We start from the raw sequence: 24,481 nt of genomic DNA, 5'->3' as shown, positions 1-24,481 counted from the left end.
CCGTGGGCGAGCAGTACGACCCCTTCCGGAAGGCCTCCCTTGTTCCAGCAGATCCTCGTCGGGTGCGACGACGGCCCCGGCACGCGCGACGCTCTGCGCCTGGCCGCCGAGCTCGCCGCGCTGCGCGACGACTCCGAGCTGGTGCTCGTCCACGCGTACTCCCCGAACGCCACGCGCTTCGGGCGTCGCGGCAAGCGGGAGGAGCTCGACGACGCGTTGCACGGCGACGGCATGCGCCTGCTCGAGGGCCTGCGGGACACGCTGCCGGCCGCTCAGCAGGAGCGCGTGGAGCTGCTCTCGCTCCCCGTCTCCTCCCCCGCCTACGCACTGCACGACCTGGCGGAGGGCCGGGAGGCCGACCTGATCGTCGTCGGCCCCGGCCAGCACGGCGCGCTCGGCCGGCTGGTGCTCGGCAGCGACTCGACGGGCATCGTCCACGGCGCCCCGTGCCCCGTGGCGATCCCGCCGCGCACGGAGGGCCACGCCCACGAGGCCGACGCCACCCGGGCGATCGGTCCGATCGGTGTGGGCTACGACGGATCCGGCGTCGCCGACGCCGCCGCGGATCTCGCGGCCCGCCTGGCGGTCGCGATGGACCGTCCGCTCGAGGTCATCGGCGTCGCCGACTTCGAGATCGCCCCGCAGACCGACGGCTTCGGCGGCCCCGCCCCGATCCCGTCGCTGCCGCCGAGCCCGGACGACGTCGACGCCGAGGTCGAGGCGCTCCTCACCGAGCGCGCCGGCACCCTGCCGGCCGAGGCCCGCGCCCGCGCGGTCACCCTCCACGGCGGCACGGCCGACCGGCTCGCGGACCACTCCGCCGAGCTGCACCTGCTCGTGCTGGGCTCGCGCGACTTCGGTCCGGTCCAGCACGTGCTGCTGGGGAGCGTCTCGCGCGCGGTCCTGGACCGGGCGAGCTGCCCCGTCGTCGTGGTGCCCCGCACCGCGCCCGCCGAGGCCTGAGCAGCGTCGGCGCCAGCCCGGCCGGCCGCCGTGCCGGCCGGGCCGCGCGCCGGCCGGACGCCGGGTCGCGCCCTAGCCGTCGACCCAGGACTCGATGAGCCGGCGGGCGATGGCCGAGCGCGGCGGCAGCAGCAGGCCGTCACCGGGACCCGGTTCGTCGTCCCACGAGTCGTCGCGCACGGCGTCGCGGACCTCGTCGCGGGTGAACCAGCGGGCGTCCTCGAGCTCGTCGTCCGTGCCCTCGCCGATCTCGCCCGAGAGGTACGGCACGACGAAGCCGAGCATGAGCGAGACGGGGAACGGCCAGGGCTGGGAGCTGTGGTAGATCGGCTGCCCCACGTGGACGCCGACCTCTTCGAGCACCTCGCGGGCCACCGCCTCGTCCAGGCTCTCCCCGGGAGAGACGAACCCGGCGAGCGTCGAGTAGCGGCGGGCGGGCCACGCGCTCTGGCGGCCGAGCAGCACCCGGTCGCCGTCCGTGACGAGCATGATCACGACGGGGTCGGCGCGCGGATGGTGGTGCGTGCCGCAGACCGTGCAGACCCGCGACATGCCGGCCTCCTCCGTCACCGTCCGGCCGCCGCAGACGCCGCAGAAGCGACTCGCCCGGTGCCAGTTCAGGAGCGCGGCGGCGTAGGCCACGAGCCCGCCGTCGGCCTGCGGGAGCCCCTGGGCGGCGTGGCGCAGCCCGAGCCGCCCCGGGGCCTCGGGCGCGGCCTCGCCGCGCATGCCGCCGGCGCCCACGAGCGGCGCCCGGCGCCCCTCGGGCGGCGGGTTCTCGTCGAACGCGAAGAGCGGCCCGGTCGCGTCCACGCCGAGCAGCAGCAGGCGCTCGTCGGCCTCGCCGGCGGTCTCGGGCAGGTCGCCGAGGGGGACGAGCTCGAGCGCGGCGCCCTGCACCCGCACACCGGCGTCGCCGAGGACCACGGCGCGCGCCGCGGGGTCCGCCCGCTGGGCGGCGAGCCAGTCGGTGTCGCGGCGGCGCCGGTCGGCGGCGCGGTCGAGCTCGGCACCGGTGAACGCGTTGGGTTCGGGCATCAGCACAAGCGTAGGGAGCCGTCGACCGCGGCCCGGATTCGCGGGAGCGAACGCCGCGCCGTCGTCGGACGCCTGCGGGCGGGACGCCTGCGGGCGGGACGCGACCGCGCCCCGCCCCCGGCCTACAGCTCGCGGTCGAGGTTCGTCAGGACCGCGGCGTGGATGCGGTCCAGGCCCTTCGGCGCGAAGGTGCGCTCGAAGAACCCGCCGATGCCGCCCGCACCCTTCCACGTCGTCTCGACGCGGACGTGCGAGACGGTGTCGGAGTGGGACGTGACCCGGTAGGTCGTCACGAGCGTCGAGTTGCGGTCGCGCTCGACGACGTCCCCCGTCGACGTGATGTCGACGTCCGCCACCACGTCGCGCGAGCGCTTCTGCGTGGCCTGCAGCGTCCAAGCGGCGACCGTGCCGTCCCCGACCCCGCCCTCGAGCACCCGGAAGTCCCGGTAGTGCTCCGTGAGGATCTTGGGCCGCACCGTGGCGTAGTCCGCCAGGGCCGCGCGGACCGTCGCCGCGGGCGCCTGGATGTGCTGCTCGGTGACCGCCTTGACCTCGCTCATGCGATGGGCTGACGGATCCGCGGCTTCTTCGCCGCGCCGGCCTCGTCAAGGCGCCGGACGGGCGTCGAGTACGGGGCGTTCTGGGCGATCGTCGGATCCTCCGCGGCCTCGGCCAGGATCTCGGCCAGCGCCTCGGCGAACGCGTCGAGCGTCTCCTTCGCCTCGGTCTCGACCGGCTCGATGAGGAGCGCCTCCTCGACGAGCAGCGGGAAGTAGACCGTCGGCGGGTGGAACCCGTGATCGAGCAGCCGCTTGGCGAGGTCGAGCGTCTTGATGCCCAGCTCGCGCTTCATCGGGCCGCCCGAGATCACGAACTCGTGCATGCAGCGGGTGCCGAACGCCAGCGGCAGGTGCTTGCGCACCCCGAGCTCGTCGAGCTTGGCCAGCAGGTAGTTCGCGTTGAGGACTGCGATCTCCGAGGCGTCGCGCAGACCCGTGCCGCCCAGCGACTTGATGTAGCTGTAGCAGCGCACGAACACGCCGTAGTTGCCCTGGAAGCCGCGCAGCTTGCCGATCGTCCGCGAGCCCGGGCCGTCGGCCGGGGCGTCGAGCAGCGAGAACCGCGGGGCGGCGCCGTCGGCCGACTCCTCCTTGCGGATCACCGGCACCGGCACGAACGGCGCGATGCGGTCGGAGACGGCGATCGGGCCGGAGCCCGGGCCGCCGCCGCCGTGCGGCTGGGTGAACGACTTGTGCAGGTTGAAGTGCACGATGTCGAAGCCCATGTCGCCCGGGCGCGTGATGCCCATGATGGCGTTGAGGTTCGCGCCGTCGTAGTACAGGACGCCGCCGACGCCGTGGACGATCGAGGCGATCTCCTCGATGTTCGGGTCGAAGATCCCCAGGGTATTGGGGTTCGTGAGCATGATCAGCGCGACGTCTTCGTCGGCCTTCGCCCGCAGGTCGTCGATGTCGACGCCGCCGTCGGGGTTCGTCGCGACCTTGACGACCTCGAGGCCGGCCATCGTCACCGTCGCCGGGTTCGTGCCGTGCGCGGTGTCGGGCGTGAGGACCTTCGTGCGCTTCTCGCCGCGGGACTCGTGGTAGGCCCGGGCGAGCAGCACGCCGGCGAGCTCGCCGTGCGATCCGGCCGAGGGCTGGAGGCACACGTGGGGCAGACCCGAGACCTCGGCGAGCTGCCGCTCGAGCCCGTACATGAGCTCGAGGGCACCCTGCGCGTGGTCCTGCGTCTGGAACGGGTGCAGCCGTGCGTGACCCGGCAGGCCGGCGACGCGCTCGTGCAGGCGCGGGTTGTACTTCATCGTGCAGGAACCGAGCGGGTAGAAGCCCGAGTCCAGGTCGAAGTTCCGGCGCGAGATCCGCACGTAGTGGCGGACGATCTCGGGCTCCGTGATCTGCGGCAGCCGGGCCGGGGCCTTGCGCTGCAGGTTCGCCGGGATGATCTCGTCCAGGGCGACCTCGGGCACGCCGGAGGGCGGCGCCACGAACGCGCGGCGGCCCTCGACGCTCTTCTCGAAGATCGTCTTCGCGACGTCGCGCTGGATGGGGTTGACGGAGTGCGCGGGCACCTTGGAGGCGCCGGGCCCGTCGCCGCCGTAGGCCACGGCCTCGCCCGGGACGCTGCTCTCGGTCGTGCTCATGCGGAGACCTCCTGACGGGTGCCCGTTCGCTGGGCGGCGACGGCGTCGCCGAGCAGGCGGGCGAGCTCGTCGATCTGCTCCTTCGTGCGCTGCTCCGTGATCGCCACGAGCAGGCCGTCGTCGAACTGGCCCCCGTGCGTGCGGGACAGCGCGAGGCCGGGGTTGACGCCGTGGTCCTGGCAGTAGGAGACGACCCCCTGCACGTCGACGCCGGGCAGGCGCAGCGCGAACTCGCGGACGACGGGCTGTTCGTGCAGGAGCTCGACGCCCTCGACGGCCGCCAGGGTGGTGCGCGCGTAGTGCGTGCGCTGGACGAGCAGGTTGGCGAGCTCGGGGAGCCCGTCGCGGCCGAGCCAGCTGAGGTAGACGACGCCGGCCAGCGCGTTGAGCGCCTGCGAGGTGCAGATGTTCGACGTCGCCTTCTCGCGACGGATGTGCTGCTCGCGGGTCTGGAGCGTCAGCACGAAGCCGCGGCGGCCGTCGACATCGGTCGTCTCGCCCGCGATGCGGCCCGGCATGCGGCGCAGGAACGCCTCGCGCGCCGCGAAGAACCCGAAGGACGGGCCGCCGAAGTCGAGGCGGTTGCCCAGCGACTGGCCCTCGCCGACGGCGACGTCGATGCCGACCTCGCCGGGGGGCGCCAGCACGCCGAGCGTGAGCGGGTCGTAGGAGCCGATGACCACGGCCTTCGGACCGCCGGCACGCGCGGCGTCGGACAGCGCCTGGACGTCCTCGACGGCGCCGAGGAAGTTCGGCTGCTGGACGATCGCGGCGGACGTGTCCTCGTCGAACGCGGCGGCCCACGCCTCGGCGTCGGTGCGGCCGTCCTTCAGCGGGACGACGACGACCTCGGAGCCGTAGCCGACGGCGAGCGTCTGCAGCGTCTGGATCGTGTGCGGGTGCGCGCCGGCGGAGACGACGATGCGCGTCTTGCCGTTGACGAGCTTCGCCAGGTACGCGGCGGCGGCCACGGCGCTCGGGCCCTCGTAGACCGAGGCGTTGGAGACCGGCAGCGCGGTGAGCTCCGAGATCGCCGTCTGGTACTCGAACATGACCTGCAGCCCGCCCTGCGAGACCTCGGGCTGGTACGGCGTGTAGGGGGTCAGGAACTCCGACCGCCCCATCAGCATGTCGATGATCGCGGGGACGTAGTGGTCGTACATCCCGGCGCCGAGGAACGTGACCTCGTCCTCCGCGGACGTGTTGCGCGCGGCCAGGCCGGCGACGTGGGTGTAGACCTCCTGCTCGGAGAGCCCGTCCGGGATTTCGAGCGGGCGGTCCAGGAGCAGCGCCTGCGGGATCTGCTCGGCGAGCAGGTCGGAGATCGAGCCGACGCCCACGGCGGCGAGCATCGCCTCGCGGTCGGCGTCTGTGGCGGTGGTGTAGCGGGTCACGGAGAGGGCCCTTCGGAGGGGTGTCGGGCGGAAGCGGGGTTCCGGCCCCGCCGCCCGCACGCGTGAGGGAGCGCGTCGGGCGGGGGCGGTACGGCGGGTGGTGCTAGTCCAGCGACGCGACGTAGGCGTCGCGGTCCTGCAGCTGCTCGAGCTCGGCGAGGTCCGAGAGCCGGACCTTCACGAGCCAGCCGTCCTCGTAGGACGACTCGTTGATGGACTCCGGCGCGTCCTCGAGCGCCGGGTTGACCTCGAGGATCTCCCCCGACAGCGGGGCGATGACGTCGGAGACGGCCTTGACCGACTCGATCTCGGCGTAGGACTCGTCCTTGGTCACCGTCGAGCCGACCTCGGGCGCGTCGAAGAACACGACCTCGCCGAGCGCGTCCTGGGCGAACCAGGTGATGCCGAACGTCGCGACGTCGCCGTCGATCCGGGCCCAGTCGTGCTCGGGGTGGTACTTCAGGTCTTCGGGGTACGAGGCCTCGGCCATGTCGTCTCCAGGTACGGGGTCTGTGAGGGGAACGGTTGTGGCGCGGGTGCTCAGCGCGGCCGGGCGTAGAGGGGCTTCTTCGCCACCTCGGCGGCGCGCACGCGGCCGCGGACGTCGACCTCGATCGGCGTGCCGATCTCGGCGCGCTCCACGGGGACGTACGCGAGGCCGATGCCGGCGCCGAGGGTCGGCGAGAAGGTGCCGCTCGTGACGACGCCGCCGCCCACGACGGGGTTGCCGCCGCGCGGGATCCCCTTCTCGGTGAAGCGGAAGGCGACGAGCTTCTCGCCGTGGGGCGAGCCGTTCTCGCGCGCCGCGGCGACGGCCTCGGAGCCGACGAAGCCCGTGGCCTCCTTGCACGCCCAGCCCAGGCCCGCGCCGATGGGGTCGCGGTCCTCGGAGAGGTCGTTGCCGTAGAGGTGGAATCCGACCTCGAGGCGCAGGGTGTCGCGGGCGCCGAGGCCGGCGGGCACGGCGCCCCCGGCGAGCAGGGCGTCCCACAGCTGCGGGGCGACGGCCGGCGGGACGAGCAACTCGACGCCGTCCTCCCCCGTGTAGCCCGTGCCGGCGACGAGGACGTCGGCGCCGTTCCAGACGGCGCCGCCGGTCTTGAACGCGGCGGGCAGCTGGTGGCCGAGGACCTGCGTGACGACCTGGCGGGCCGTCGGGCCCTGGACGGCGAGCATCGCGAACTCGTCGAACGCGTCCTCGACCTCGACCTCGAAGTCGGCGGCCCAGCGCTGGAACCAGGCGAGGTCCTTGGCGTGGTTGCTCGCGTTCGTGACGGTCAGGTAGACGTCGTCGGCGAGGCGGTAGGTGAAGAGGTCGTCCAGGACGCCGCCGTCCTCCTTGCAGAGCACGGAGTACTGCGAGCCGCCGACGGCGATCTTCTCCACGTCGTTCGAGAGGATCCGCTGGAGGAACTCCGCGGCCTGCGGGCCCGAGGTGCGGATCTCGCCCATGTGGGAGACGTCGAACACGCCGGCGGACGTGCGCACGGCGATGTGCTCCTCCTTGACCCCGGCGTACTGCACGGGCATCTCCCACCCCGCGAAGGGCACGAGGCGGGCGCCTGCGGCCTGATGGCGCTCGTAGAGCGGTGTGCGCCGCAGATCGGTCGTCGAACTCACCGCGCCAGCCTACCAACGGCACCGGGCGCTCATGCGCTCCCGATCCCGAGCTCCTCCACCGCCATCTCGCGCATCCGGTACTTCTGGACCTTGCCCGTCACCGTCATGGGGAACGCGTCCGTCACGTGGACGTAGCGCGGGACCTTGTAGTGGGCGATGGCGCCGCGGCAGTGCTCGCGGATCGCCTCGGGGTCGGGCGACGCTCCCGGTCGCGGCACGACCCACGCCATGATCTCCTCGCCGAGGCGCTCGTCCGGCACGCCGATCACCTGCACGTCGGCGATGTCGGGATGGGCGTAGAGGAACTCCTCGATCTCGCGCGGCGAGACGTTCTCGCCGCCGCGGATGATCATGTCCTTCGACCGGCCGACGATGCGCACGTAGCCCTCCGCGTCGATCGTCGCGAGGTCGCCCGTGTGCATCCAGCCCTCGGGGTCGATCGCCTCGGCCGTCCGCTCCGGGTCCTCGTGGTAGCCGCGCATGACGCTGTAGCCGCGGGTGCACAGCTCGCCGGTCTCGCCGCGCGGCAGCGTCTCCCCCGTCGCCGGGTCGACCACGCGGACCTCGACGTGCGGATGGACGCGGCCGACGGTGCCCGTCCGCTGCTCGAGCGGGTCGTCGGCCGCCGTCTGGGTCGACACGGGCGAGGTCTCCGTCATGCCGTAACAGATGGTCACCTCGGGCATGTGCAGCTCGTCGATCACCCGCCGCATGACCGCCTCGGGACAGGGCGAGCCGGCCATGATCCCGGTGCGCAGCGTCGCGAGGTCGTGGTCGCCGAAGCCCGGGTCGGCGAGCATCGCGATGAACATCGTCGGGACGCCGTAGAGGCTCGTGCAGCGCTCGCGGGCGACCGCCTCGAGCGCCGCGGCGGGCTCGAACGCCTCGGACGGGATCACGACCGTCGCCCCGTGGGCCAGCGCGGCCAGCGTGCCCATCACCATGCCGAAGCAGTGGTAGAAGGGCACCGGCACGCAGATGCGGTCGGCCGGTCCGTAGCCGCACGCCGCACCCACGAGCAGGCCGTTGTTGAGGATGTTGCGGTGCGTCAGCGTGGCGCCCTTCGGGAGCCCCGTCGTGCCGCTCGTGTACTGGATGTTGATCGGGTCGTCCGGCTCCAGGCCCGCCCCGATCCGCTCCACCGCGTCGTCGTCGGACGCGGCGCCGCCGTCGATCAGCGCCTCCCACGACGGGTCGTCGAGCCACGCCGTGCGCTCCAGGTGCCGGAGCTCGTCGCGGACCTCGGCGAGGATGGCCCGGTAGTCCGAGCTCTTGAACCGCTGGGCGGCGACGAGCACCCGGCAGCCGGACTGATCGAGGACGTAGCGCAGCTCGCTGGACCGATACGCCGGATTGATCGTCACGAGGACCGCGCCGATGCGAGCGGTGGCGTGCTGCACCAGGGTCCACTCCGCACGGTTCGGCGACCAGATGCCGACGCGGTCGCCGGGGCGCACGCCCGCGGCCAGCAGCCCGCGGGCGACGGCGTCGGCGTGGGCGAGCAGCTCGCGGTACGTCCAGCGGATCCCCTGGGAGCACGAGACGAGCGCCTCGTGCTCGGGCTGCCCGTCGGCGCGGCGGCGCAGGGCCGCCCCGATCGTCTCCGTCAGGAGCGGCGGTTGGTCGCCGCCGCGCACGTGGGAGAGGTCGTCGGTCCGCTGCTCCGTCGCCACCGCCCGACGCTACGCCGCCGGGCCCGCGGCGTGGAGGATTCTGCGGGCGAACGCCGCGCCCGGCAATAGACTGGCCCGCGCGTGGGGAGCGAACCATCAGCCGGGAGCATCGGCCGGGTCACCGGCGCCGTGCGTCCCGGACGCATCGGCGAGGCCATGCTCGCGGTCGGAGACCGCGTCGAGGCGTACTACGCCGTGCCCTTCGACGGCCTCGAGACGATCGACCGCGGCGCGGAGTGCGTCGTGGTCGAGCACCACCCGTCCCTCGCCCGCACGGTGCTCGTCACCGCGCTGCCCACGTCCGCACCGTCCCCGTAGTCCCACACCCAGGAGCCCCTGTGCCACCCGTCGCCGCCGTCCCCACCTTCGCGATCCCGCTGGCGGCGCTGGCGGTGATCGTGCTCCTCCTGGTCGTCCTCGCCTTCGCCGTCTACCAGGTGCCCAAGGGCAACGAGGCGCTGATCATCACCGGCGCCGGCTCCAAGGGCGACAACCGCCCGCGCGTCGACGACCCCAACGCGCCCGTCGTCGAGAACACGATGAACTTCAAGGTCGTGACCTCCGGCGGGTCGATCGTGCTCCCGGTCCTGCAGCGCGCCCAGCGCCTGTCGCTGGAGTCCCGCACCGTCGACCTGGGGGAACACGGCCGCGGCCTGCACTGCGTCTCGCAGCAGGCCATCCCCGTCGAGGTCGAGGCCGTCATGGCGTTCAAGGTCGGCAACGACCGGGCGTCGATCGCCAACGCGGTGACCCGCTTCCAGGACACCCCCGACGAGGTCATCAAGCAGACGATCAAGGACATCGCCCACGGCCACCTGCGCACGGTGGTCGGCGGGCTGACGGTCGAGTCGCTCATCAAGGACCGCAACGCGCTGACGGACGAGGTCCGCGACGCCACCGCGGTCGAGATGCAGAAGCTCGGGCTCGTGATCGACTCGTTCCAGGTCAAGGACATCCGCGACCCCCAGGGCGAGCCGGAGGGCTACATCCGCAATCTCGGCAAGCCGCAGGCCGCACGCATCGCGGCCGAGGCCCGGATCGCCGCCGCCGAGCGCGAGCAGGAGGCCGCGCAGCGCGAGGCGGAGGCGAGCGCCAAGGTCGCCGAGGCGCAGCGCGACGCCGACGTCCGCCGCGCGGCCGCGAAGGCCGAGACCGACCGCGCCCAGCAGGAGGCCGCGCAGGCCGGCCCGCTGGCGGAGGCCGAGGCCCGGCAGGCCGTCGTCGAGGCCGACACGCGCGCTGCCGAGCTCGAGGCGAACCTCGAGGAGCAGCGGCTGCAGACGACCGTGCGCAAGCCCGCGGACGCCAAGGCCTACGAGCAGGTCACGAACGCCAACGCGACCCGCGAGGCCGCGATCGCCGCCGCCCAGGGCGACGCGCAGCGCACGCGCCTGGAGGCCGAGGCGAAGGCCGAGGCCACCCGTCTCGACGCGTCGGCGCGGGCCGAGGCGACGCAGAAGCTGGGCGTCGCCGACGCCGATGCCACGAAGGCGCGGCTCCTGGCCGAGGCGCAGGGCACCCGGGAGAAGGGCCTTGCCGAGGCCGCCGGCATCGAGGCCCGGCAGCGGGCCCTCGCGGAGAACGCCGAGGGCGTCGTCGCCCAGCAGATCGCGGAGCAGCTGCCGGCCATCGTCACGGCCGCGGCACGCCAGTACGACAACGTCGAGAACCTCACCGTGCTCGACGGCGCCGAGGGCCTGCACCGCGGGCTGCTCTCGACCATGGGCCTGGCCGGCGCGGTCATGCCGCTGGCGCGGGGCCTCTTCGACGGGACGCGCGACGGCGACCGGGCCGCGACCGGCACCGCCGCCGCGGCGACCGCGGCGTCGGCGACGCCCGTCACCGACGGCGCCGCGCCGACGACGGCCTAGCGCCGACCGGGACCCGTCCCCGGCAGCGTTCCCGCCCCCGCGTGCGTGCGGGGGGCCGCCGCGGGCCCGGGACGACGAAGAGGCGGATCCCCCGCGCGCCGACGTGCGGTGCGCGGGTGATCCGCCTCGGAGCCCGGTGGGCCTCTCGGCCCGAGCGCCTACCGGAGGAAGGCGGGGATGTCGATGTCGTCGTCGCCGATCTCGAGGTTGGAGCGCTGGCGGTCGGCGCGCGGGACGCGATCGCCCTCGGTGCTGCGGCGCGGGCGCTCCGGGCGCTCGTAGCGGTCGGAGCGCTCCGTGGCTCGGCCCGGGCGGGCGGCGGGCGCGCTGGAGGCGGCGGCGCGGGCGGCGCGCGTCTTGTCGAAGCCGGTGGCGATGACGGTGACGCGGATCTCGTCGCCCATGTCCTCGTCGATGACGGCGCCGAAGATGATGTTCGCGTCGCCGTCGGCGGCCTGCTGGACGATCTCGGCGGCCTCGTTGACCTCGAACAGGCCGAGCTCGCGACCGCCCGTGATGTTGAGGAGGATGCCGGTGGCGCCCTCGACGGAGTCCTCGAGCAGCGGCGAGGAGATGGCCTGCTTGGCGGCCTCGCCGGCGCGGGTCTCGCCGCCGGACTGGCCGATGCCCATGAGCGCGGTGCCGGCGTCGTGCATGACGGTCCGGACGTCTGCGAAGTCGAGGTTGATCAGGCCCGGGATCGTGATCAGGTCGGTGATGCCCTGGACGCCCTGGCGCAGCACGTTGTCGGCGGAGCGGAAGGCGTCGAGGATCGACGTGCGCTTCTCGACGAGACCGAGCAGACGGTCGTTCGGGATCACGACGAGCGTGTCGACGACCTCGCGCAGACGGTTGATGCCGTCCTCCGCCTGACGCATGCGCTGGCTGCCCTCGAAGGAGAACGGGCGCGTGACGACGCCGACCGTCAGCGCGCCGATCTCGCCCTTCGCGATCTCGGCGATGACGGGGGCCGCACCGGTGCCGGTGCCGCCGCCCTCGCCCGCCGTGACGAAGACCATGTCGGCGCCCTTGAGCGCCTCGCGGATCTCGTCGCGGGACTCCGAGGCGGCCGCGTGACCGACCTCGGGGTTCGCGCCGGCGCCCAGGCCGCGGGTGACCTCGGTGCCGATGTTGATCTTGATGTCGGCGTCGCACATCGCGAGCGCCTGGGCGTCGGTGTTGCAGGCGACGAACTCGACGCCACGCAGACCCGCGTCGATCATGCGGTTGACGGCGTTGGTGCCGCCGCCGCCGACGCCGACGACCTTGATGACGGCGAGGTAACTGCCGGTGGCGTCCATAAGAAGTGTCTGTCTCCGGTGCTGTGGGTGCGCTGGGTTGAGGGAACGAGCGGGTCGTCCCGACCACGAGCGCCCAGACGACCAAGCTAGGTGTGCTTCGGCCGTGTTGTCAACGTCAATGATAGGCACGCAACAGGGATTGCAGGCCCATCTCTCGACGTCGACCAAAGGCTGGACCAGTCCGGCCTAAGCCTCAGGTCTAGGGTGCGGGTTGGGCGCCCGGCGCCGTACCCCCGCCGTTCTGCACCGCGGCGCCTGCTCCTGCTGGGGCGCCGGCCGCGGTCGCAGCGGCGCCCGAATTCGTGCTCTCGGTCGGGGTCGTGGACGCCGTACCGGATGCGCCGGACGTCGTGGGCGCGCCGCCCCCGGTCCCGGAAGCCGCCGACGGCGCAGGAGACTGCGCGGTCGTCATGGGGCCCGCGCCGGGGGTCGCGCCGGGGGTTCCGGCGGCCGGCGTCGTGCCCGACGGAGCGGCCGCGCGAGGGGTCGCGGCAGCGCCCGGAGCCTGGTCGGGGCCGCCGGCCTCGGCGGCCGTCGGGGTGGCGCCGCCGGCGGGCGTCGCCGCGGCCGTCCGGCCCTCCGCCGTGGCCAGAGCGTCCGCGCTCACAGGCACCTTGCCGACCTTCGCGTCGCGCGCCGGGAGGGTCGGCGGGGCGCCGTTGCCGGCGACGGGCTGCTCGGGCACGCGGAGGTCGATCCAGGTGGCGCCGCGCGTCCCGGGGTCGGAGAGCACGGCGACCGCGGCCGCCCACTTCGCCTCGAGGCGGTGGGCGTCGCGGAACAGCAGCGCCGGGCCGGTGGCGAGGCGCACGGTGTAGCCGCCGTCGATCCGGGCGACGCGGGCGAGGATCGGCCCCGGGGCGCCGCCGAGGATGCGGGCGGCCACCTTGGCGCCGCCGACGAGCTCGCCGCCGCGCTGCTGGCCGCCGCGGATCACGGGCAGCGTGCCCGGGGTCCAGTCGGGCAGCACGCGGCCGTCGGAGGACACGGCGACGCGCCGGCCACCCGCTTCGATCGCGCCGACGGCGAGCAGCTGGCGGACCTCGACCTGGACGCCGTGCGGGAACCGCGTGTGGACCTCGACGCCGGTGATGCTCCGCGTGCCGGCGACGGCGTCGCGGATCGCGCCCTCCTGGAACCCGAGCGTGCTCTGGCCGGTCGCCGCACGCTCGATGGCGTGGCGGATCTGGGACGCCTTCGGTCCCTGCACGCCGACGACCGTCACGTTCTGGACGGTGGAGAGCGGCGTCAGGCGCAGCACGAGGTAGACGATCGCGAGCACGCCGGCCACGGCGAGCAGCACGAGGAGCGCGGCGCGACCGGGACGCGGACCGCGCCACGCCAGTGGCGTGCGGCGGAAGGTGGTCCCGGAGTCGTGCAGTCGCGCGGAGAAGGGCTCGGGCGGCATCACTCGCACGTTCGCCGCCGGGCGGCTCGTCCCTCCTGCGCGCCACTGCTCAGCGCGCGGATCGCGTGGCCCGCGCGATCCGCCGGACAGCCGGACGGGCCGCCCGGTCAGCCGGACGAGGCTGCCCCGTTCAGCCGGACGAGGCCGCCCGCTCAGCCGGCGACGAGGCCGTGCGCGACGCCGTCCACGTCGCCGGCGCCCATGCACAGGCAGAGGTCGCCGCTGCGCAGCAGGGCGGGCAGCCGGCCGAGCGCCTCGGCGACCGTGGGCAGCCAGACGACCGGCACGCCCTCCCCCGCGTCGGCCGCGGCCCGGGCGATCGTCAGGCCGTCGACGCCGGGGAAGTCCTCCGCCCGCTCGCGCGCCGGGTAGACGTCGAGCACGCAGACGAGGTCGGCGCCGGCGAGCGCGCGCCCGAACGCGTCGGACAGCATCTGGGTGCGCGAGAACAGGTGGGGCTGGAAGACGGCCACGACCCGCCGCGGGGCGAGGGTGCGGGCGGCCGCGATCGTCGCGGCGACCTCCGTCGGGTGGTGCGCGTAGTCGTCGACGACCACCGCGCCGGCCGGGCCCGTGCCGACCTGCTCGAACCGCCGCCCGGTGCCGGGGAAGTCGACCATCGCCGCGACGGCACGCTCCGGGTCGGCGCCGGCGAGCGTCGCGGCGGTCAGCGCCGCGACGGCGTTCCACGCGTTGTGGACGCCGGGCTGGCGGAGCGCGACGGTGCGGCCGTCCCACGCGAACCGCTGCGCACCGTCGGCGGCGGCCGTGTCCGTCACGTCGTAGCGGTGGACGCGGGCGGGGTCGGCGTCGGCCGGCAGCAGCCGGTCGAGCTCCGGGCGGTCCCACACGACGCGCTCGCCGGCGCCGGCCAGGAAGGCGCGGAACGCGTCGTCGAGGTCGGGGCGCCCCGCGTAGGTGCCGTGGTGGTCGAGCTCGACGCTCGTGACGACCGCGATCTCGGGGTGGGTCTCGAGGAAGGAGCGGTCGGACTCGTCGGCCTCGACCACGAGCCAGCCCGAGGTGCCGACGTGCACGTTGCGGCCCGTCGAGCGGAGGATGCCGCCGACGAGGTAGGACGGGTCCTCGCCCGCGCCCTGGAGCGCGTGAACCGTCATCGCCGACGTCGTCGTCTTGCCGTGGGCGCCAGCGACGGCGATCACCCGGTGCTCGGCGCAGACCTCGCGCAGCAGGCCGTGGCGGGAGCGGTCCGGCAGGCCGCGGCGGCGGGCCTCGACGCGCTCGGGGTTGTCCTCCGGGATCGCCGTCGAGGCGACGACCACGACGTCGTCGCCCGCGGGCACGTTCTCGGCCGCGTGGCCGATCGTCACCGGGATCCCGGCCTCGCGCACGCCGGCGAGGTACCGGCTCTCGGAGCGGTCCGACCCCGTGACCTCGGCGCCGAGGCCACGGGCGAGGACGGCCAGCGCGCTCATCCCGGCCCCGGCGATCCCGAGGACGTGCAGGCGGCGACCGCTCCAGGGCTGCGAAGGCATCGCCGCGGAGGGTATCCGCCGGGCCCGCGGTCCCGCCGACCGCGCGCCCCGATCGCGGGCGTCCCCGCCCCTGAACCCCGGTCCGCCGGTGCCCTCTGCCGCGGGTCCACCTGCGCCCTCGACCGCACGGCGATCGGGTTCTACGATCGGGCCATGCGCGGCCCGCGGACGAGACGACACCATGCCCCCCGAGGTCGCCTGGCCGGCGCCGTCGCCGTCGCCTGCGTGCCGGCCGCCGGCCTCGCCGCCCCCACGGTCGCCGGTGCGGCCGTCGTCCCCCAGGTCACCTGCGTCGTGCACGACCCGACCACCGGTCTCGGCGGTGCCCGCCTCGGGTACCGCAACGACGGTCCGGGCCCGGTCAGGATCCCGCCGGGCGCCAGTGGCAACTTCTTCTCGCCCCCGCCCGTGCTGCGCGGCCAGCCGGAGACGTTCCTGCCCGGGGAGCACCGCGCGGCGCTCACGGTGTTGTGGAACGTGAAGGACTGGCCGACGCTCACGTGGATCCTCGACGGCTCGACCGTCCGGGTCACGCCCGCCCAGCCCGGCGCGCCCCTCTGCGACGCCCTCCCGCCCGTGGCCCCGGCGGCCCTGACCATGCCGGCCGAGGGGGTGACCCCGACCGGCGCGACGCTCACCGGCGTGGTCGACCCGGCCGGCGCCGACGTCGTCTGGTGGTTCGAGCACGGCACGGGCGACGCCCTGGAGGCCACCACCCCGGAGGTCGCCGCAGCGGGCGTCGGGCCGCGCACGGTCGCCGCGACGGTCGACGGGCTGCCGTCCGGCACCGGGCTGCGCTACCGCCTGGTCGTACGCGGCCCCGGCGGGACCGTCCGCGGCGCCGAACGCACGGTGACCACGGCGGCCGCGCCGGGGACCGGCGGCACCGATCCGGGCGGCGGCACCACGACCGTGCCCGTGCCCGTGCCCGTCCCGGTCCCGACCCCCGTCCCGGCACCGTCGCCCGGCCCGCAGGCGCCCGGCGATGCCCCCGAGGCGGGGGGCCTCCGGGACCCCGCGCTGCGGGCGAGCGGCTCCTCGCGCGTGCGGGGCACGGTCGCGCGCATCCGCGTGCGCACCGCGCCGGAGGCGCGCGGCCGGCTCTCCGTGACCGCGGCGAGCGGCCGGCGTCGGGCGACGGTCAACGGCCCGCAGGCCGCCGGGGACGTCCGGACGTTCACCCTCCGGCGCCTGCGGCCGGGCCGCTGGGTCGTGCGGGTGCGGTTCGCCCCGCAGCCCGGCTGGGCCGCCCGCACGGTCACCCGGACCGTGCGGGTCACCGCGCCGCGCTGATCGCGTCACGCCGCCGCGGCGACGACCGCGGGCCACGGCGACCCGGGCGCCGCGCCGACGGCCACCGCGACGGACGCCCCGGACCGCGTCCCGTCAGGCGGCAGCCGTGGCCGGACCGCCCGCGGCCGCCAGGACCTCGTCCGCGATCGCGCGCGCGGCCTGCGGCCGGGCCAGCCCGGCGGAGACGCCGGCCATCCGCTCCAGACGCTCGCGGTCGCCCAGCAGCTCGGCCACCGTGGTGCGCAGGCGCTCGGCGGTCAGCTCGCCGTCGCCGATGACGACGGCCGCGCCGGCGTCCGCCATCCAGCGGGCGTTGGCCGTCTGGTGGTCGGCGGCGGCGTGCGGGTAGGGCACGAGGATCGCGGGGCGGCCGTGGGCGGTGACCTCCGCGATCGAGCCGCCGGAGCGCGAGACGACGAGGTCGCAGGCCGCCAGTGCGGGGCTCAGCGGCGAGAGGTAGTCGAACAGCCGGTACGGGCCGTCCTCGGGCACGCGGTCGCGCAGCGCGGCGTGGTCGCGACGCCCCGAGGCGTGGATCACGGCCACCGGCACCTCGCCGCTGCCGTCGAGCGCGGGCGCCGTCAGGTCCCGCAGTCCCTCGATCGCGGCCTCGTTCACGGAGCGCGCTCCGAGCGAGCCGCCGAAGACGAGCACCGTCGGGGTGCGCTCGTCCAGGCCGAAGCGATCGCGGGCGCCGGCGTGGTCTCCGAACGGCTCGGGCACGGGGCGGCCCGTCACCCGGAAGGTCGGCTCGTCGCGCCCGGCGATCGGGAACCCGAGACAGACGCGGTGCGCGCGCCGGTGCAGGAGGCGGTTGGAGACGCCGAGGTGGCTGTCGGCCTCGGTCAGCACGAGCGGGATGCGGCGTGAGACCGCGGCGGCCCCCACGACGCCGGCGACGTACCCCCCGCCGCCCATCACCGCGTCCGGGGCGACGCGCCCGAGGATCCTGCGCGCCGCGGTGACGGCGCCGACCGCGCGGCCGCCGGCACGGGCGGCCTTCAGCGGGTGCGTGCGGCTGAAGCCCTCGACCCGGATCTGGTGCAGCTCGTAGCCCGCCTCGGGCACGAGCCGCGCCTCCTCGCGGTCGCCGCCGACGAAGACGACGCGGTGGCCGCCGTCACGAAGCTCGTCGGCGACCGCCAACGCGGGCACCACGTGCCCCGCTGTCCCGCCGGCTGCGATCACGAACGTCCTCTGCGTCACCCGCGGATCGTGACGCACGCGCGGCGCGGCGGGCGTCCGACCGCTCCGCGGCCGACGCGAAGGCCGGCGCGGGGCCGCGCACGGGGCGCGGACCCGGCGCGCGGCGCGCGCCGCCGACGGGCCGGGGCCGGGCGTCGCGGGCGGGCCGCGGGGCGCGGCCGCGCGGCGGGCCGTCGAGCTCGGGCTCGGGGGCGACCTCGAGGTACGGGGTGCCGCGCGCGATGTTGAGCAGGATCCCGACCGCGCCCAGCAGCACGATCAGGCTCGTGCCGCCGTACGAGATGAAGGGCAGCGGGACGCCGGTCAACGGGAAGATCCCGAGCACGACCCACACGTTCAGCATCGCCTGCACGAGCACGACGCCGGTGATCCCGACGGCCAGGAGCTTCTGGTAGCTGCCCTTCGTGCGGTCGGCGATCCGCAGGCCCGTGTACGCGACGCCCGCGTAGAGGACGAGCAGCATGATGATGCCGATGGCGCCGAGCTCCTCGCCGACGACCGCGAGGATGAAGTCCGTGTGCGCCTCGGGCAGCCAGTCCGCCTTCTGGACGGAGTTGCCAAGCCCGGTGCCGGTGAACCCGCCGGTGCCGATCGCGAGCTGGCCCTGCAGCGACTGGTAGCCCGTGCCGGAGGCGTCGGACCCGGGCGAGAGGAACGAGGTCAGGCGGGCGATGCGGTACGGGTGCATCGCGACGAGCACGAGCAGCGCCACGCCGCCGGCCGCGCCGATCGGGAGGAAGAACCGGGCGGGCATGCCGCCGACGACGAGCACGCAGACGGCGGCGCCGGTGATGACGATCGCGGTGCCGAGGTCGCGCTGGACGCCGGCGACGACCGCGATCAGCAGGCCGAGCGCCAGCAGCTCGATGCGCAGGTCGCCCAGCGTCCGCATCGGGCGCCGACGGGACGAGAGCCGCAGCGCGAGGAAGGCGATCATCGCGAACTTCGCCAGCTCCGAGGGCTGGAACGTCAGCGGTCCGCCGCCGAGCCACCGGTAGGCGCCGTTGACCTCCTTGCCGATCCCAGGCAGGACGACCGCCATGCAGAGGACGATCGAGATGGCGAGCATCGGGGTGGTGATCTTCTTGATCACCGCGACGCCGTAGCGGGACGCGAACGCGAGTCCGGCGAACCCCAGCGCCGCGAAGAGCACGTAGCGGATGAGGAACGAGGTGCCGTTGGACCCGTCCTTCAGGATCTGCTCCGAACTCGAGGCGGAGTAGACCCAGATCGCCCCCAGCACGCAGAGGACGAGGACCAGGCCCAGGAGGCGCTCGTACTCGCGCTTGAGCTCGGGTTCGGAGGCGGCGGGACGCTTCATCAGGGGCGTGTTCGCCCCGGGGCTTATGAACCCTCCCGAACCCGTGAGCGTTCGGGCGCCCGGTCGATCTCCCCCGCGACGCCCGTGGCGTCCGGGCCCGCGGCTACTTGATCGACTGCTGGAAGAGCGTGAAGCCGATCGCCGAGAACGCGATCGCCACGATCCAGAACCGCAGGATGACCTTCGTCTCCGACCACGCCTTCATCTCGAAGTGGTGGTGCAGGGGGGCCATGAGGAAGACGCGCTTGCGGAAGGTCTTGAAGGAGAAGACCTGGATGATCACCGAGAGCGCCTCGAGCACGAACACGCCGCCGATGACGAGGAACAGCTCCTCCGTCTTGGTCATGATCGCGATGCCGGCGACCAGGCCGCCGAGGCCGAGCGACCCGGTGTCCCCCATGAACACCGTGGCCGGGTGGGCGTTGTACCAGAGGAACCCCACGCAGCCGCCGACCGTGCAGGCCGCCAGCAGCGCCATGTCGGACGCCCCGGTCGCGAGGTACGTGATGCCGATGTAGGCGGTCATCACGATCGCGGTCACGCCCGCCGCTAGGCCGTCGAGGCCGTCCGTCAGGTTCACGGCGTTCGAGACGAACGCCACCACGAGGTAGATCCAGACGGGGTAGAGCCAGCCGAGGTCGATCGTGAGGTCCAGCGTGCGGATCTTCACCGTCGGCTCGAGGTCCGCGGGCCCGACGACGAACCACCAGAACACGAGCGAGACGACGACCATCGCCGCGAGCTTGCCCTTGCCGCTGAGGCCCAGCGAGCGTTTCCGGACCACCTTCGTCCAGTCGTCGACGAACCCCACGAGCGCCAAGCCGGCGCCCGTGATGAAGACGCCCATCGCCCGCCAGTCGCGGTCCGTCCAGTCCCAGAGGATGAGGAACGGCACCGCGATCGCGACGAAGATGATGAGCCCGCCCATCGTGGGCGTGCCCGCCTTCTTCTGGTGGCCCGACGGGCCCTCCTCGCGGATGAACTGGCCGAACGACTTCTGCCGGAGCCAGTCGATGAAGCGTGGCGCCAGGAAGATGCAGATGAGCATGGCGGCGGTGCCGCCGATCAGGATCTTCAGCACGGCTCAGGCGCCCTCGCCCTGCAGGGCGTCGGCGACCCGTTCGAGGCCGATGCCGCGCGAGGCCTTGAGGAGCACGGTGTCCCCCGGCTCGAGCAGCGTCGGGACGAGCTTCGCCGCGGCGGCGGCGTCCGGGACCCAGTGGACCCCGCGGCCGAAGCCCGTGCCGGTGTGACGGCTGAGCGGACCGACCGCCACGAGCTCCTCAACGCCGGCCGACCGCGCGTGGGCGCCGAGCTCGGCGTGGAAGCGCAGCTCGTCCGGCCCGAGCTCGAGCATGTCGCCGAGGACCGCGACCTTCCGGCCGGGGGCCGAGGTGGCGAGGTCGTCGAGGGCGGCGGTCATCGACATCGGGTTGGCGTTGTAGCAGTCGACCACGACCACGACGTCGCGGGCGAGGTGCAGACGCTGTCCGCGCATCGCCGAGATCCGGGGGTCGACGGGGCCGTCGGGCTCGACGCCGACCGCGCGGGCGGCGGCCACGGCCGCCGGCAGGTTGCGGAGCACGGTGGGCGAGACGTCCTCGGCGATCCGCAGGCCCGCGGGCGCGGGATCGTCCGGCCCGACCTCGACGACGGTCACCCCGTGCGGGCGGTGGGCCGCCAGGAGCGGCTCGTCCCGCGGGATGATCGCGGTCCCGCCGGGCACGATCCCGGCCAGCAGCTCGGCCTTCGTGTCGGCGATGGCCTGCAGCGAGCCGAGCAGCTCGACGTGGACGGGCGCGATGTTCGTGATCACGCCGACGTCGGGCTCGGCGATGGCGGCGAGCTCCGCGATCTGGCCGCGGCCGCGCATCGCCATCTCGAGCACCAGCACCTGCGTGCCCTCCGGGGCGCCCAGCACCGTGAGCGGCAGGCCGATCTCCGTGTTGAGGTTGGCCTCCGTCGCGACGACGCGCAGCTGCGTGGCCAGGATCCCGGCGAGCAGGTCCTTCGTGGACGTCTTGCCGACGGAGCCCGTGATGCCGACGACGGTCGCGCCGAGCTCACGGCGCCAGCCCCGGGCCAGCGCGCCGAGGGCGACCGTCGGGTCCGGGTGGGTCAGGACGGTGCCGTAGCCGGCCTCGACGGCCGCCGCGGCGTGCTCGGGCCGCACGAGGACGCCCCAGGCGCCGGCGAGCAGCACCTCGGCGGCGAAGCTCCCGCCGTCGACGCGGGCGCCGGGGATGCCGACGAACAGCGGGCGGGCGTCGCCGGGGGCCGTCCGCCAATCCCCCCGGCTGTCGATGACGACGCTGGACGGGCCGGGCGCCTGCGGATCCGCGGGCGCGCCGGCGGGCGGGGACTGCAGCACGAGCTCGGCGCCGGCAGCGGCGGCGATCCAGGCGGCGTCGCGGCTATGCACGGGCGTCCTCCGTCGGGGCGGCGGTATGGCCGAGGGCGGCGAGCGCCTCGCGGGCGACGGTCCGGTCGTCGAAGGGGACGGTGCCGTCGGCGAACGTCTGGCCCTGCTCGTGGCCCTTGCCCGTGATGAGGACGACGTCCCCCGCGCGCGCGAGCGCCACGGCCCGGGCGATCGCCTCGTGGCGGTCGGCGATCCGCTCGACGGGCGGGCCGCCCGGCTCGACGCCGGCGAGCACCTCGTCGAGGATCGCCTCGGGATCCTCGGAGCGCGGGTTGTCGGAGGTCGCGATCGCGACGTCGGCCTCGCGCGCGGCGATCCCGCCCATGAGCGGGCGCTTGCCGCGGTCGCGGTCGCCGCCGCAGCCGAAGACGCAGATCGACCGGCCCCGCTCGGCACCCGCGGCCGCGTCGGCCTCGAGCACGCCGCGGGCGGCGTCCAGCACGTTGTGGAGCGAGTCGGGCGTGTGGGCGTAGTCGACGAGCACGGCGAAGGGCTGGCCGGCGTCGACCGGCTCCAGGCGCCCGGGCACGCGGCCGGCGTCGGCCAGCGCGGCGGCGGCGACGTCGGCGTCGACCCCCAGGGCGGTGACCGTGACGTACGCCTGCAGGGCGTTCATGACGTTGAAGCGGCCGGTGAGCGGCGTGGAGAGCTCGCGGCCGTCGACGACGAAGGTGCTCCCCCGCAGGCCGGTGCGGACGTCGGTGGCGCGCACGCGGGCGTCCTCGGACTCCAGGCCGACGGTGATCGCCCCGGGGTGCATGCCGGCGAGCCGGCGGCCGTAGGGGTCGTCGACGTCGACGACCTTCGGAGCGTCCCCGGCCGCGTCGAACAGGCGGGCCTTCGCCAGGAAGTACTCCTCCATGTCCGCGTGGAAGTCGAGGTGGTCCTGGGTGAGGTTCGTGAAGATCGCGGCGGCCCAGTGGATGGCGTCGGCGCGACCGAGCGCGAGCGCGTGGGAGGAGACCTCCATCACGCACGCCTGATCGCCCGCCTCCACCATCTCCGCGAACAGCGGCTGCAGGTCGATCGCCTCGGGCGTGGTCCGGCCGGCTGGTCGCTCCACGCCCCCGGCGACCTGGGTGACGGTGCCGAGGATCCCCGTGGAGCGCCCCGCGGCCTCGAGCAGCTCGCGCACGAGGAACGCCGTGGTCGTCTTGCCGTTCGTGCCCGTGATGCCGACGGTCTGCAGGCGGGCGGTCGGGTCGCCGGCCAGGCGGGCGGCGGCCGGCGCCATCGCGGCGCGGACGTCGGGGACGACGACCTCGGGCACGTCCGTCCCGAGCGGGTGGTCGACGACGAGCGCGGAGGCCCCGCGCTGGACCGCGGCGGCGGCGAATTCGTGCCCGTCGCGCGTGTGGCCCCGGACGCAGAAGAAGACGGTGCCCGGCGCCACGCGCCGGTCGTCGTACGCCAGTGCGGTGACCGGGACGCCGAGGGCGTCCGCGGGCGTCTGTGTGAACAGCTCCCCCAGCGTCATGCGCACCGGAGCCTAGAGCAGCCGCCGGGCCCGCCCTGGCCCGGCCACGACGTCGACCGGGCCGGGGCGGGGCGGCGTACGGCGCTCACTTGTTCGTCGGGACCTTGAGGTACTGCATGGCGTACTGGGCGATCTTCGCGAACGCGGGGCCCGCGACGGTCGCGCCGTAGCCGCCGCCGGCGGGCTGGTCGGCGACGACCACCACGACGATCTTGGGGTTCTGCGCGGGCGCGAACCCGGCGATGGACGCGACGTTGCGGTTCTCGACGTACTCGCCGAGCTTGGCGTCGTAGATGTTCGAGGTGCCGGTCTTGCCCGCCAGGTCGTAGCCGGGGACCTTGACGGCCGAGGCGGTGCCGCCGGCCTCGAAGACGCCCGTGAGCATGCCGCGCAGCTCGCGGGCGATCTCGGGCCGCAGGATGCGGGTGCCCTTCGGCCGCTCGGTCAGCCGGCCGTTCACCGTGCGCACGATCGTCGGCTTGCGCAGCACGCCGCCGTTGGCGATCGTGGCGTACAGGTCGGCGATCTGCAGCGGCGTGACGAACTGCCCCTGGCCGATCGGCAGGTTGCCCATCGTCGAGCCGGAATAGTCCTCGACCTTGGGCAGCAGGCCCTGCTCCTCCGGCAGGCCGATCCCCGTGGGGCTGCCGAAGCCGAACTTGCGCATCCAGCCGTCGAACGCGCCCTTGCCGCGCTTCGCGTTCAGCTGCAGGCCGATCTTGATCGCGCCGGTGTTCGAGCTCTCCGCCAGGATCTCGCCCGGGGTCATGACCTCGGTGCCGTGGGGGTGCGAGTCCTTGATCACGCGGTCGGCGACGTTCAGCGCGTACGGGACGACGAACTTCGACTGCGGCGTGACGACGCGGTCCTGCAGGGCGCCGGCGACCGCGAGGGCCTTGAACGTGGAGCCCGGCTCGTAGTTCAGCGAGAGGGCCAGGTTGTTCTTGTACTCCTGCGGCGAGCCGGCCGGGTGGTTCGGGTCGACCCGCGGCCAGTTGGCCATGGAGAGCACCTGGCCGTCGGGCTGCATGACGACGGCGGTCGCGCGCTTGGGGCGGTACGTCTGCCCCAGCTCCTGCAGCGCGTCCTCCGTCATCTTCTGGATGTTCGTGTCGATCGTCAGGCCGACGGACTTGCCGGGCACCATCGGCTTCTCGACGCGGGTGCGCAGCGGGTTGCCCGAGCCGGCGCTCGTGAGGACGTTGCGGCCCATCGTGCCGCGAAGCGTGTCGTCGAGTGCGTACTCCAGGCCGGCGAGCGCCTTGTCGTCGGTCCCGTAGGCGCCGAGCAGCTGGCCCGCGAGGGGCCCGCCCGGGTAGATGCGCCGGTTGCGCGGCGCGTAGGACAGGCCGGCGAGGTTGACCTCGAGCTTCTTGGCCTCATCCTTCATCGCCTGGATCTTGCGGTCGGGCACGGTGCGCCCGAGGTACTCGAAGCTCTTGCCGGACGTGAGCGCGGCGAGCACCTCGTCCTCGGGCAGGTCGAGCGCTCGGGCGACGAGCGACGCCATCTTCTGCGGCTGCTGCGGCGGGTTCATCGTCTTGAGCTCGAGCACCGTCTTCGACGAGACGATGACGTCGGCCGCGGGCTCGGAGACGGCGAGCGGGGTGTCGTTGCGGTCGGAGATCTCGCCGCGGAGGGCGAGCACGTCGCGGCCGGTGACCTGCTGGCCGGCGGCCCGGACGCTGAGGCTGTCGGCCTTCGCGATCGCGAACCACACCGAGCGCAGCCCGGCGAGCGCGACGAGGACCATGGAGATCGTGAAGAGCACGCGCAGGCGGCGATCTGCGTACATGCCCGCCCTTTCGCCGCGCGCCCGCGCGCTCCTTCCCGGGGC

20 protein-coding genes are annotated in these 24,481 nt (G+C 74.4%); 4 read left to right on the top strand and 16 right to left on the bottom strand.

Annotated elements, in window-relative coordinates; genetic code table 11:
* The coding region (locus F593_RS0120885; RefSeq protein ID WP_211216192.1) for a universal stress protein at positions 1-963 on the top strand (963 nt) is incomplete at its 5' end.
* A gap of 72 nt (positions 964-1,035) precedes the next feature.
* Here F593_RS0120885 and nudC read toward each other — a convergent pair.
* The 7 genes from nudC to F593_RS0120850 all read right to left on the bottom strand — a co-directional run bounded on the left by nudC (position 1,036) and on the right by F593_RS0120850 (position 8,849).
* Complete coding sequence (gene nudC / locus F593_RS27275; RefSeq protein WP_022930692.1) at positions 1,036-2,001, bottom strand: NAD(+) diphosphatase; 966 nt, start codon at positions 1,999-2,001, stop codon at positions 1,036-1,038.
* Between the two features lie 122 nt (positions 2,002-2,123).
* Positions 2,124-2,561 carry an SRPBCC family protein gene (locus F593_RS0120875; RefSeq protein WP_022930691.1) on the bottom strand — a complete coding sequence of 146 codons (438 nt, stop codon included), beginning with the start codon at positions 2,559-2,561 and terminating at the stop codon, positions 2,124-2,126.
* Complete coding sequence (gcvPB, locus tag F593_RS0120870; RefSeq protein ID WP_022930690.1) at positions 2,558-4,162, bottom strand: aminomethyl-transferring glycine dehydrogenase subunit GcvPB; 1,605 nt, start codon at positions 4,160-4,162, stop codon at positions 2,558-2,560. Before gcvPB ends, F593_RS0120875 begins: the two co-directional genes overlap by 4 nt.
* Positions 4,159-5,556: an aminomethyl-transferring glycine dehydrogenase subunit GcvPA gene (gene gcvPA, locus F593_RS0120865; protein WP_022930689.1), complete on the bottom strand. Its 1,398-nt coding sequence runs from the start codon at positions 5,554-5,556 to the stop codon at positions 4,159-4,161. The genes gcvPB and gcvPA overlap by 4 nt, the downstream gene beginning before the upstream one ends.
* A gap of 103 nt (positions 5,557-5,659) precedes the next feature.
* Positions 5,660-6,046, bottom strand: coding sequence for a glycine cleavage system protein GcvH (gene gcvH, locus F593_RS0120860; protein ID WP_022930688.1), 387 nt, complete (start codon positions 6,044-6,046; stop codon positions 5,660-5,662).
* 50 nt (positions 6,047-6,096) lie between these two features.
* Entirely contained in the window at positions 6,097-7,176 is a 1,080-nt protein-coding gene (gcvT, locus tag F593_RS0120855) for a glycine cleavage system aminomethyltransferase GcvT (RefSeq protein ID WP_022930687.1), read from the bottom strand.
* Between the two features lie 29 nt (positions 7,177-7,205).
* Positions 7,206-8,849, bottom strand: a complete 1,644-nt coding sequence (locus F593_RS0120850) for an AMP-binding protein (RefSeq protein ID WP_022930686.1) — start codon at positions 8,847-8,849, stop codon at positions 7,206-7,208.
* Positions 8,850-8,930: 81 nt separating this feature from the next.
* Between F593_RS0120850 and F593_RS0120845 the strand changes: the two genes are divergently transcribed.
* Positions 8,931-9,167, top strand: coding sequence for a hypothetical protein (locus tag F593_RS0120845; protein WP_022930685.1), 237 nt, complete (start codon positions 8,931-8,933; stop codon positions 9,165-9,167).
* Between the two features lie 20 nt (positions 9,168-9,187).
* The gene (locus F593_RS27270) at positions 9,188-10,720 is read left to right on the top strand and encodes an SPFH domain-containing protein (RefSeq protein ID WP_022930684.1); all 1,533 of its coding nucleotides are present in this window, start codon (positions 9,188-9,190) and stop codon (positions 10,718-10,720) included.
* Positions 10,721-10,878: 158 nt separating this feature from the next.
* Here F593_RS27270 and ftsZ read toward each other — a convergent pair whose 3' ends face one another.
* The 3 genes from ftsZ to murC form a co-directional block, all read right to left on the bottom strand.
* Positions 10,879-12,021 carry a cell division protein FtsZ gene (ftsZ, locus tag F593_RS0120835; RefSeq protein ID WP_022930683.1) on the bottom strand — a complete coding sequence of 381 codons (1,143 nt, stop codon included), beginning with the start codon at positions 12,019-12,021 and terminating at the stop codon, positions 10,879-10,881.
* A gap of 199 nt (positions 12,022-12,220) precedes the next feature.
* Complete coding sequence (locus F593_RS0120830) at positions 12,221-13,429, bottom strand: cell division protein FtsQ/DivIB (protein WP_022930682.1); 1,209 nt, start codon at positions 13,427-13,429, stop codon at positions 12,221-12,223.
* A gap of 152 nt (positions 13,430-13,581) precedes the next feature.
* Positions 13,582-14,925 carry a UDP-N-acetylmuramate--L-alanine ligase gene (murC, locus tag F593_RS0120825; protein ID WP_022930681.1) on the bottom strand — a complete coding sequence of 448 codons (1,344 nt, stop codon included), beginning with the start codon at positions 14,923-14,925 and terminating at the stop codon, positions 13,582-13,584.
* A gap of 153 nt (positions 14,926-15,078) precedes the next feature.
* Here murC and F593_RS0120820 point away from each other — a divergent pair, with 153 nt between their 5' ends.
* On the top strand, positions 15,079-16,218 hold the full coding sequence (locus F593_RS0120820; RefSeq protein WP_022930680.1) for a hypothetical protein: 1,140 nt from the start codon (positions 15,079-15,081) through the stop codon (positions 16,216-16,218).
* A gap of 93 nt (positions 16,219-16,311) precedes the next feature.
* Here the strand turns inward: F593_RS0120820 and F593_RS0120815 are convergent, their stop codons facing one another.
* The 6 genes from F593_RS0120815 to F593_RS0120790 all read right to left on the bottom strand — a co-directional run bounded on the left by F593_RS0120815 (position 16,312) and on the right by F593_RS0120790 (position 24,439).
* Positions 16,312-17,376 (bottom strand): UDP-N-acetylglucosamine--N-acetylmuramyl-(pentapeptide) pyrophosphoryl-undecaprenol N-acetylglucosamine transferase, encoded by a 1,065-nt coding sequence (locus F593_RS0120815; protein ID WP_245540837.1) that lies wholly within the window; start codon positions 17,374-17,376, stop codon positions 16,312-16,314.
* Positions 17,339-18,745 carry a putative lipid II flippase FtsW gene (ftsW, locus tag F593_RS29600; RefSeq protein WP_022930678.1) on the bottom strand — a complete coding sequence of 469 codons (1,407 nt, stop codon included), beginning with the start codon at positions 18,743-18,745 and terminating at the stop codon, positions 17,339-17,341. Before ftsW ends, F593_RS0120815 begins: the two co-directional genes overlap by 38 nt.
* Positions 18,746-18,848: 103 nt before the next feature.
* Entirely contained in the window at positions 18,849-19,826 is a 978-nt protein-coding gene (gene mraY, locus F593_RS0120805) for a phospho-N-acetylmuramoyl-pentapeptide-transferase (RefSeq protein WP_022930677.1), read from the bottom strand.
* Positions 19,827-19,829: 3 nt separating this feature from the next.
* Complete coding sequence (locus F593_RS0120800) at positions 19,830-21,167, bottom strand: UDP-N-acetylmuramoyl-tripeptide--D-alanyl-D-alanine ligase (RefSeq protein ID WP_022930676.1); 1,338 nt, start codon at positions 21,165-21,167, stop codon at positions 19,830-19,832.
* On the bottom strand, positions 21,160-22,644 hold the full coding sequence (locus F593_RS0120795) for a UDP-N-acetylmuramoyl-L-alanyl-D-glutamate--2,6-diaminopimelate ligase (RefSeq protein ID WP_022930675.1): 1,485 nt from the start codon (positions 22,642-22,644) through the stop codon (positions 21,160-21,162). Before F593_RS0120795 ends, F593_RS0120800 begins: the two co-directional genes overlap by 8 nt.
* Positions 22,645-22,729: 85 nt before the next feature.
* Positions 22,730-24,439 carry a peptidoglycan D,D-transpeptidase FtsI family protein gene (locus tag F593_RS0120790; RefSeq protein ID WP_022930674.1) on the bottom strand — a complete coding sequence of 570 codons (1,710 nt, stop codon included), beginning with the start codon at positions 24,437-24,439 and terminating at the stop codon, positions 22,730-22,732.
* Between the last annotated feature and the right edge of the window lie 42 nt (positions 24,440-24,481).

Source organism: Patulibacter americanus DSM 16676, from assembly GCF_000420025.1.
Taxonomy (GTDB): domain Bacteria; phylum Actinomycetota; class Thermoleophilia; order Solirubrobacterales; family Solirubrobacteraceae; genus Patulibacter; species Patulibacter americanus.
The sequence above is the reverse complement of the archived record's forward strand: the minus strand, read 5'-3'. Positions and strand labels throughout refer to the sequence as shown.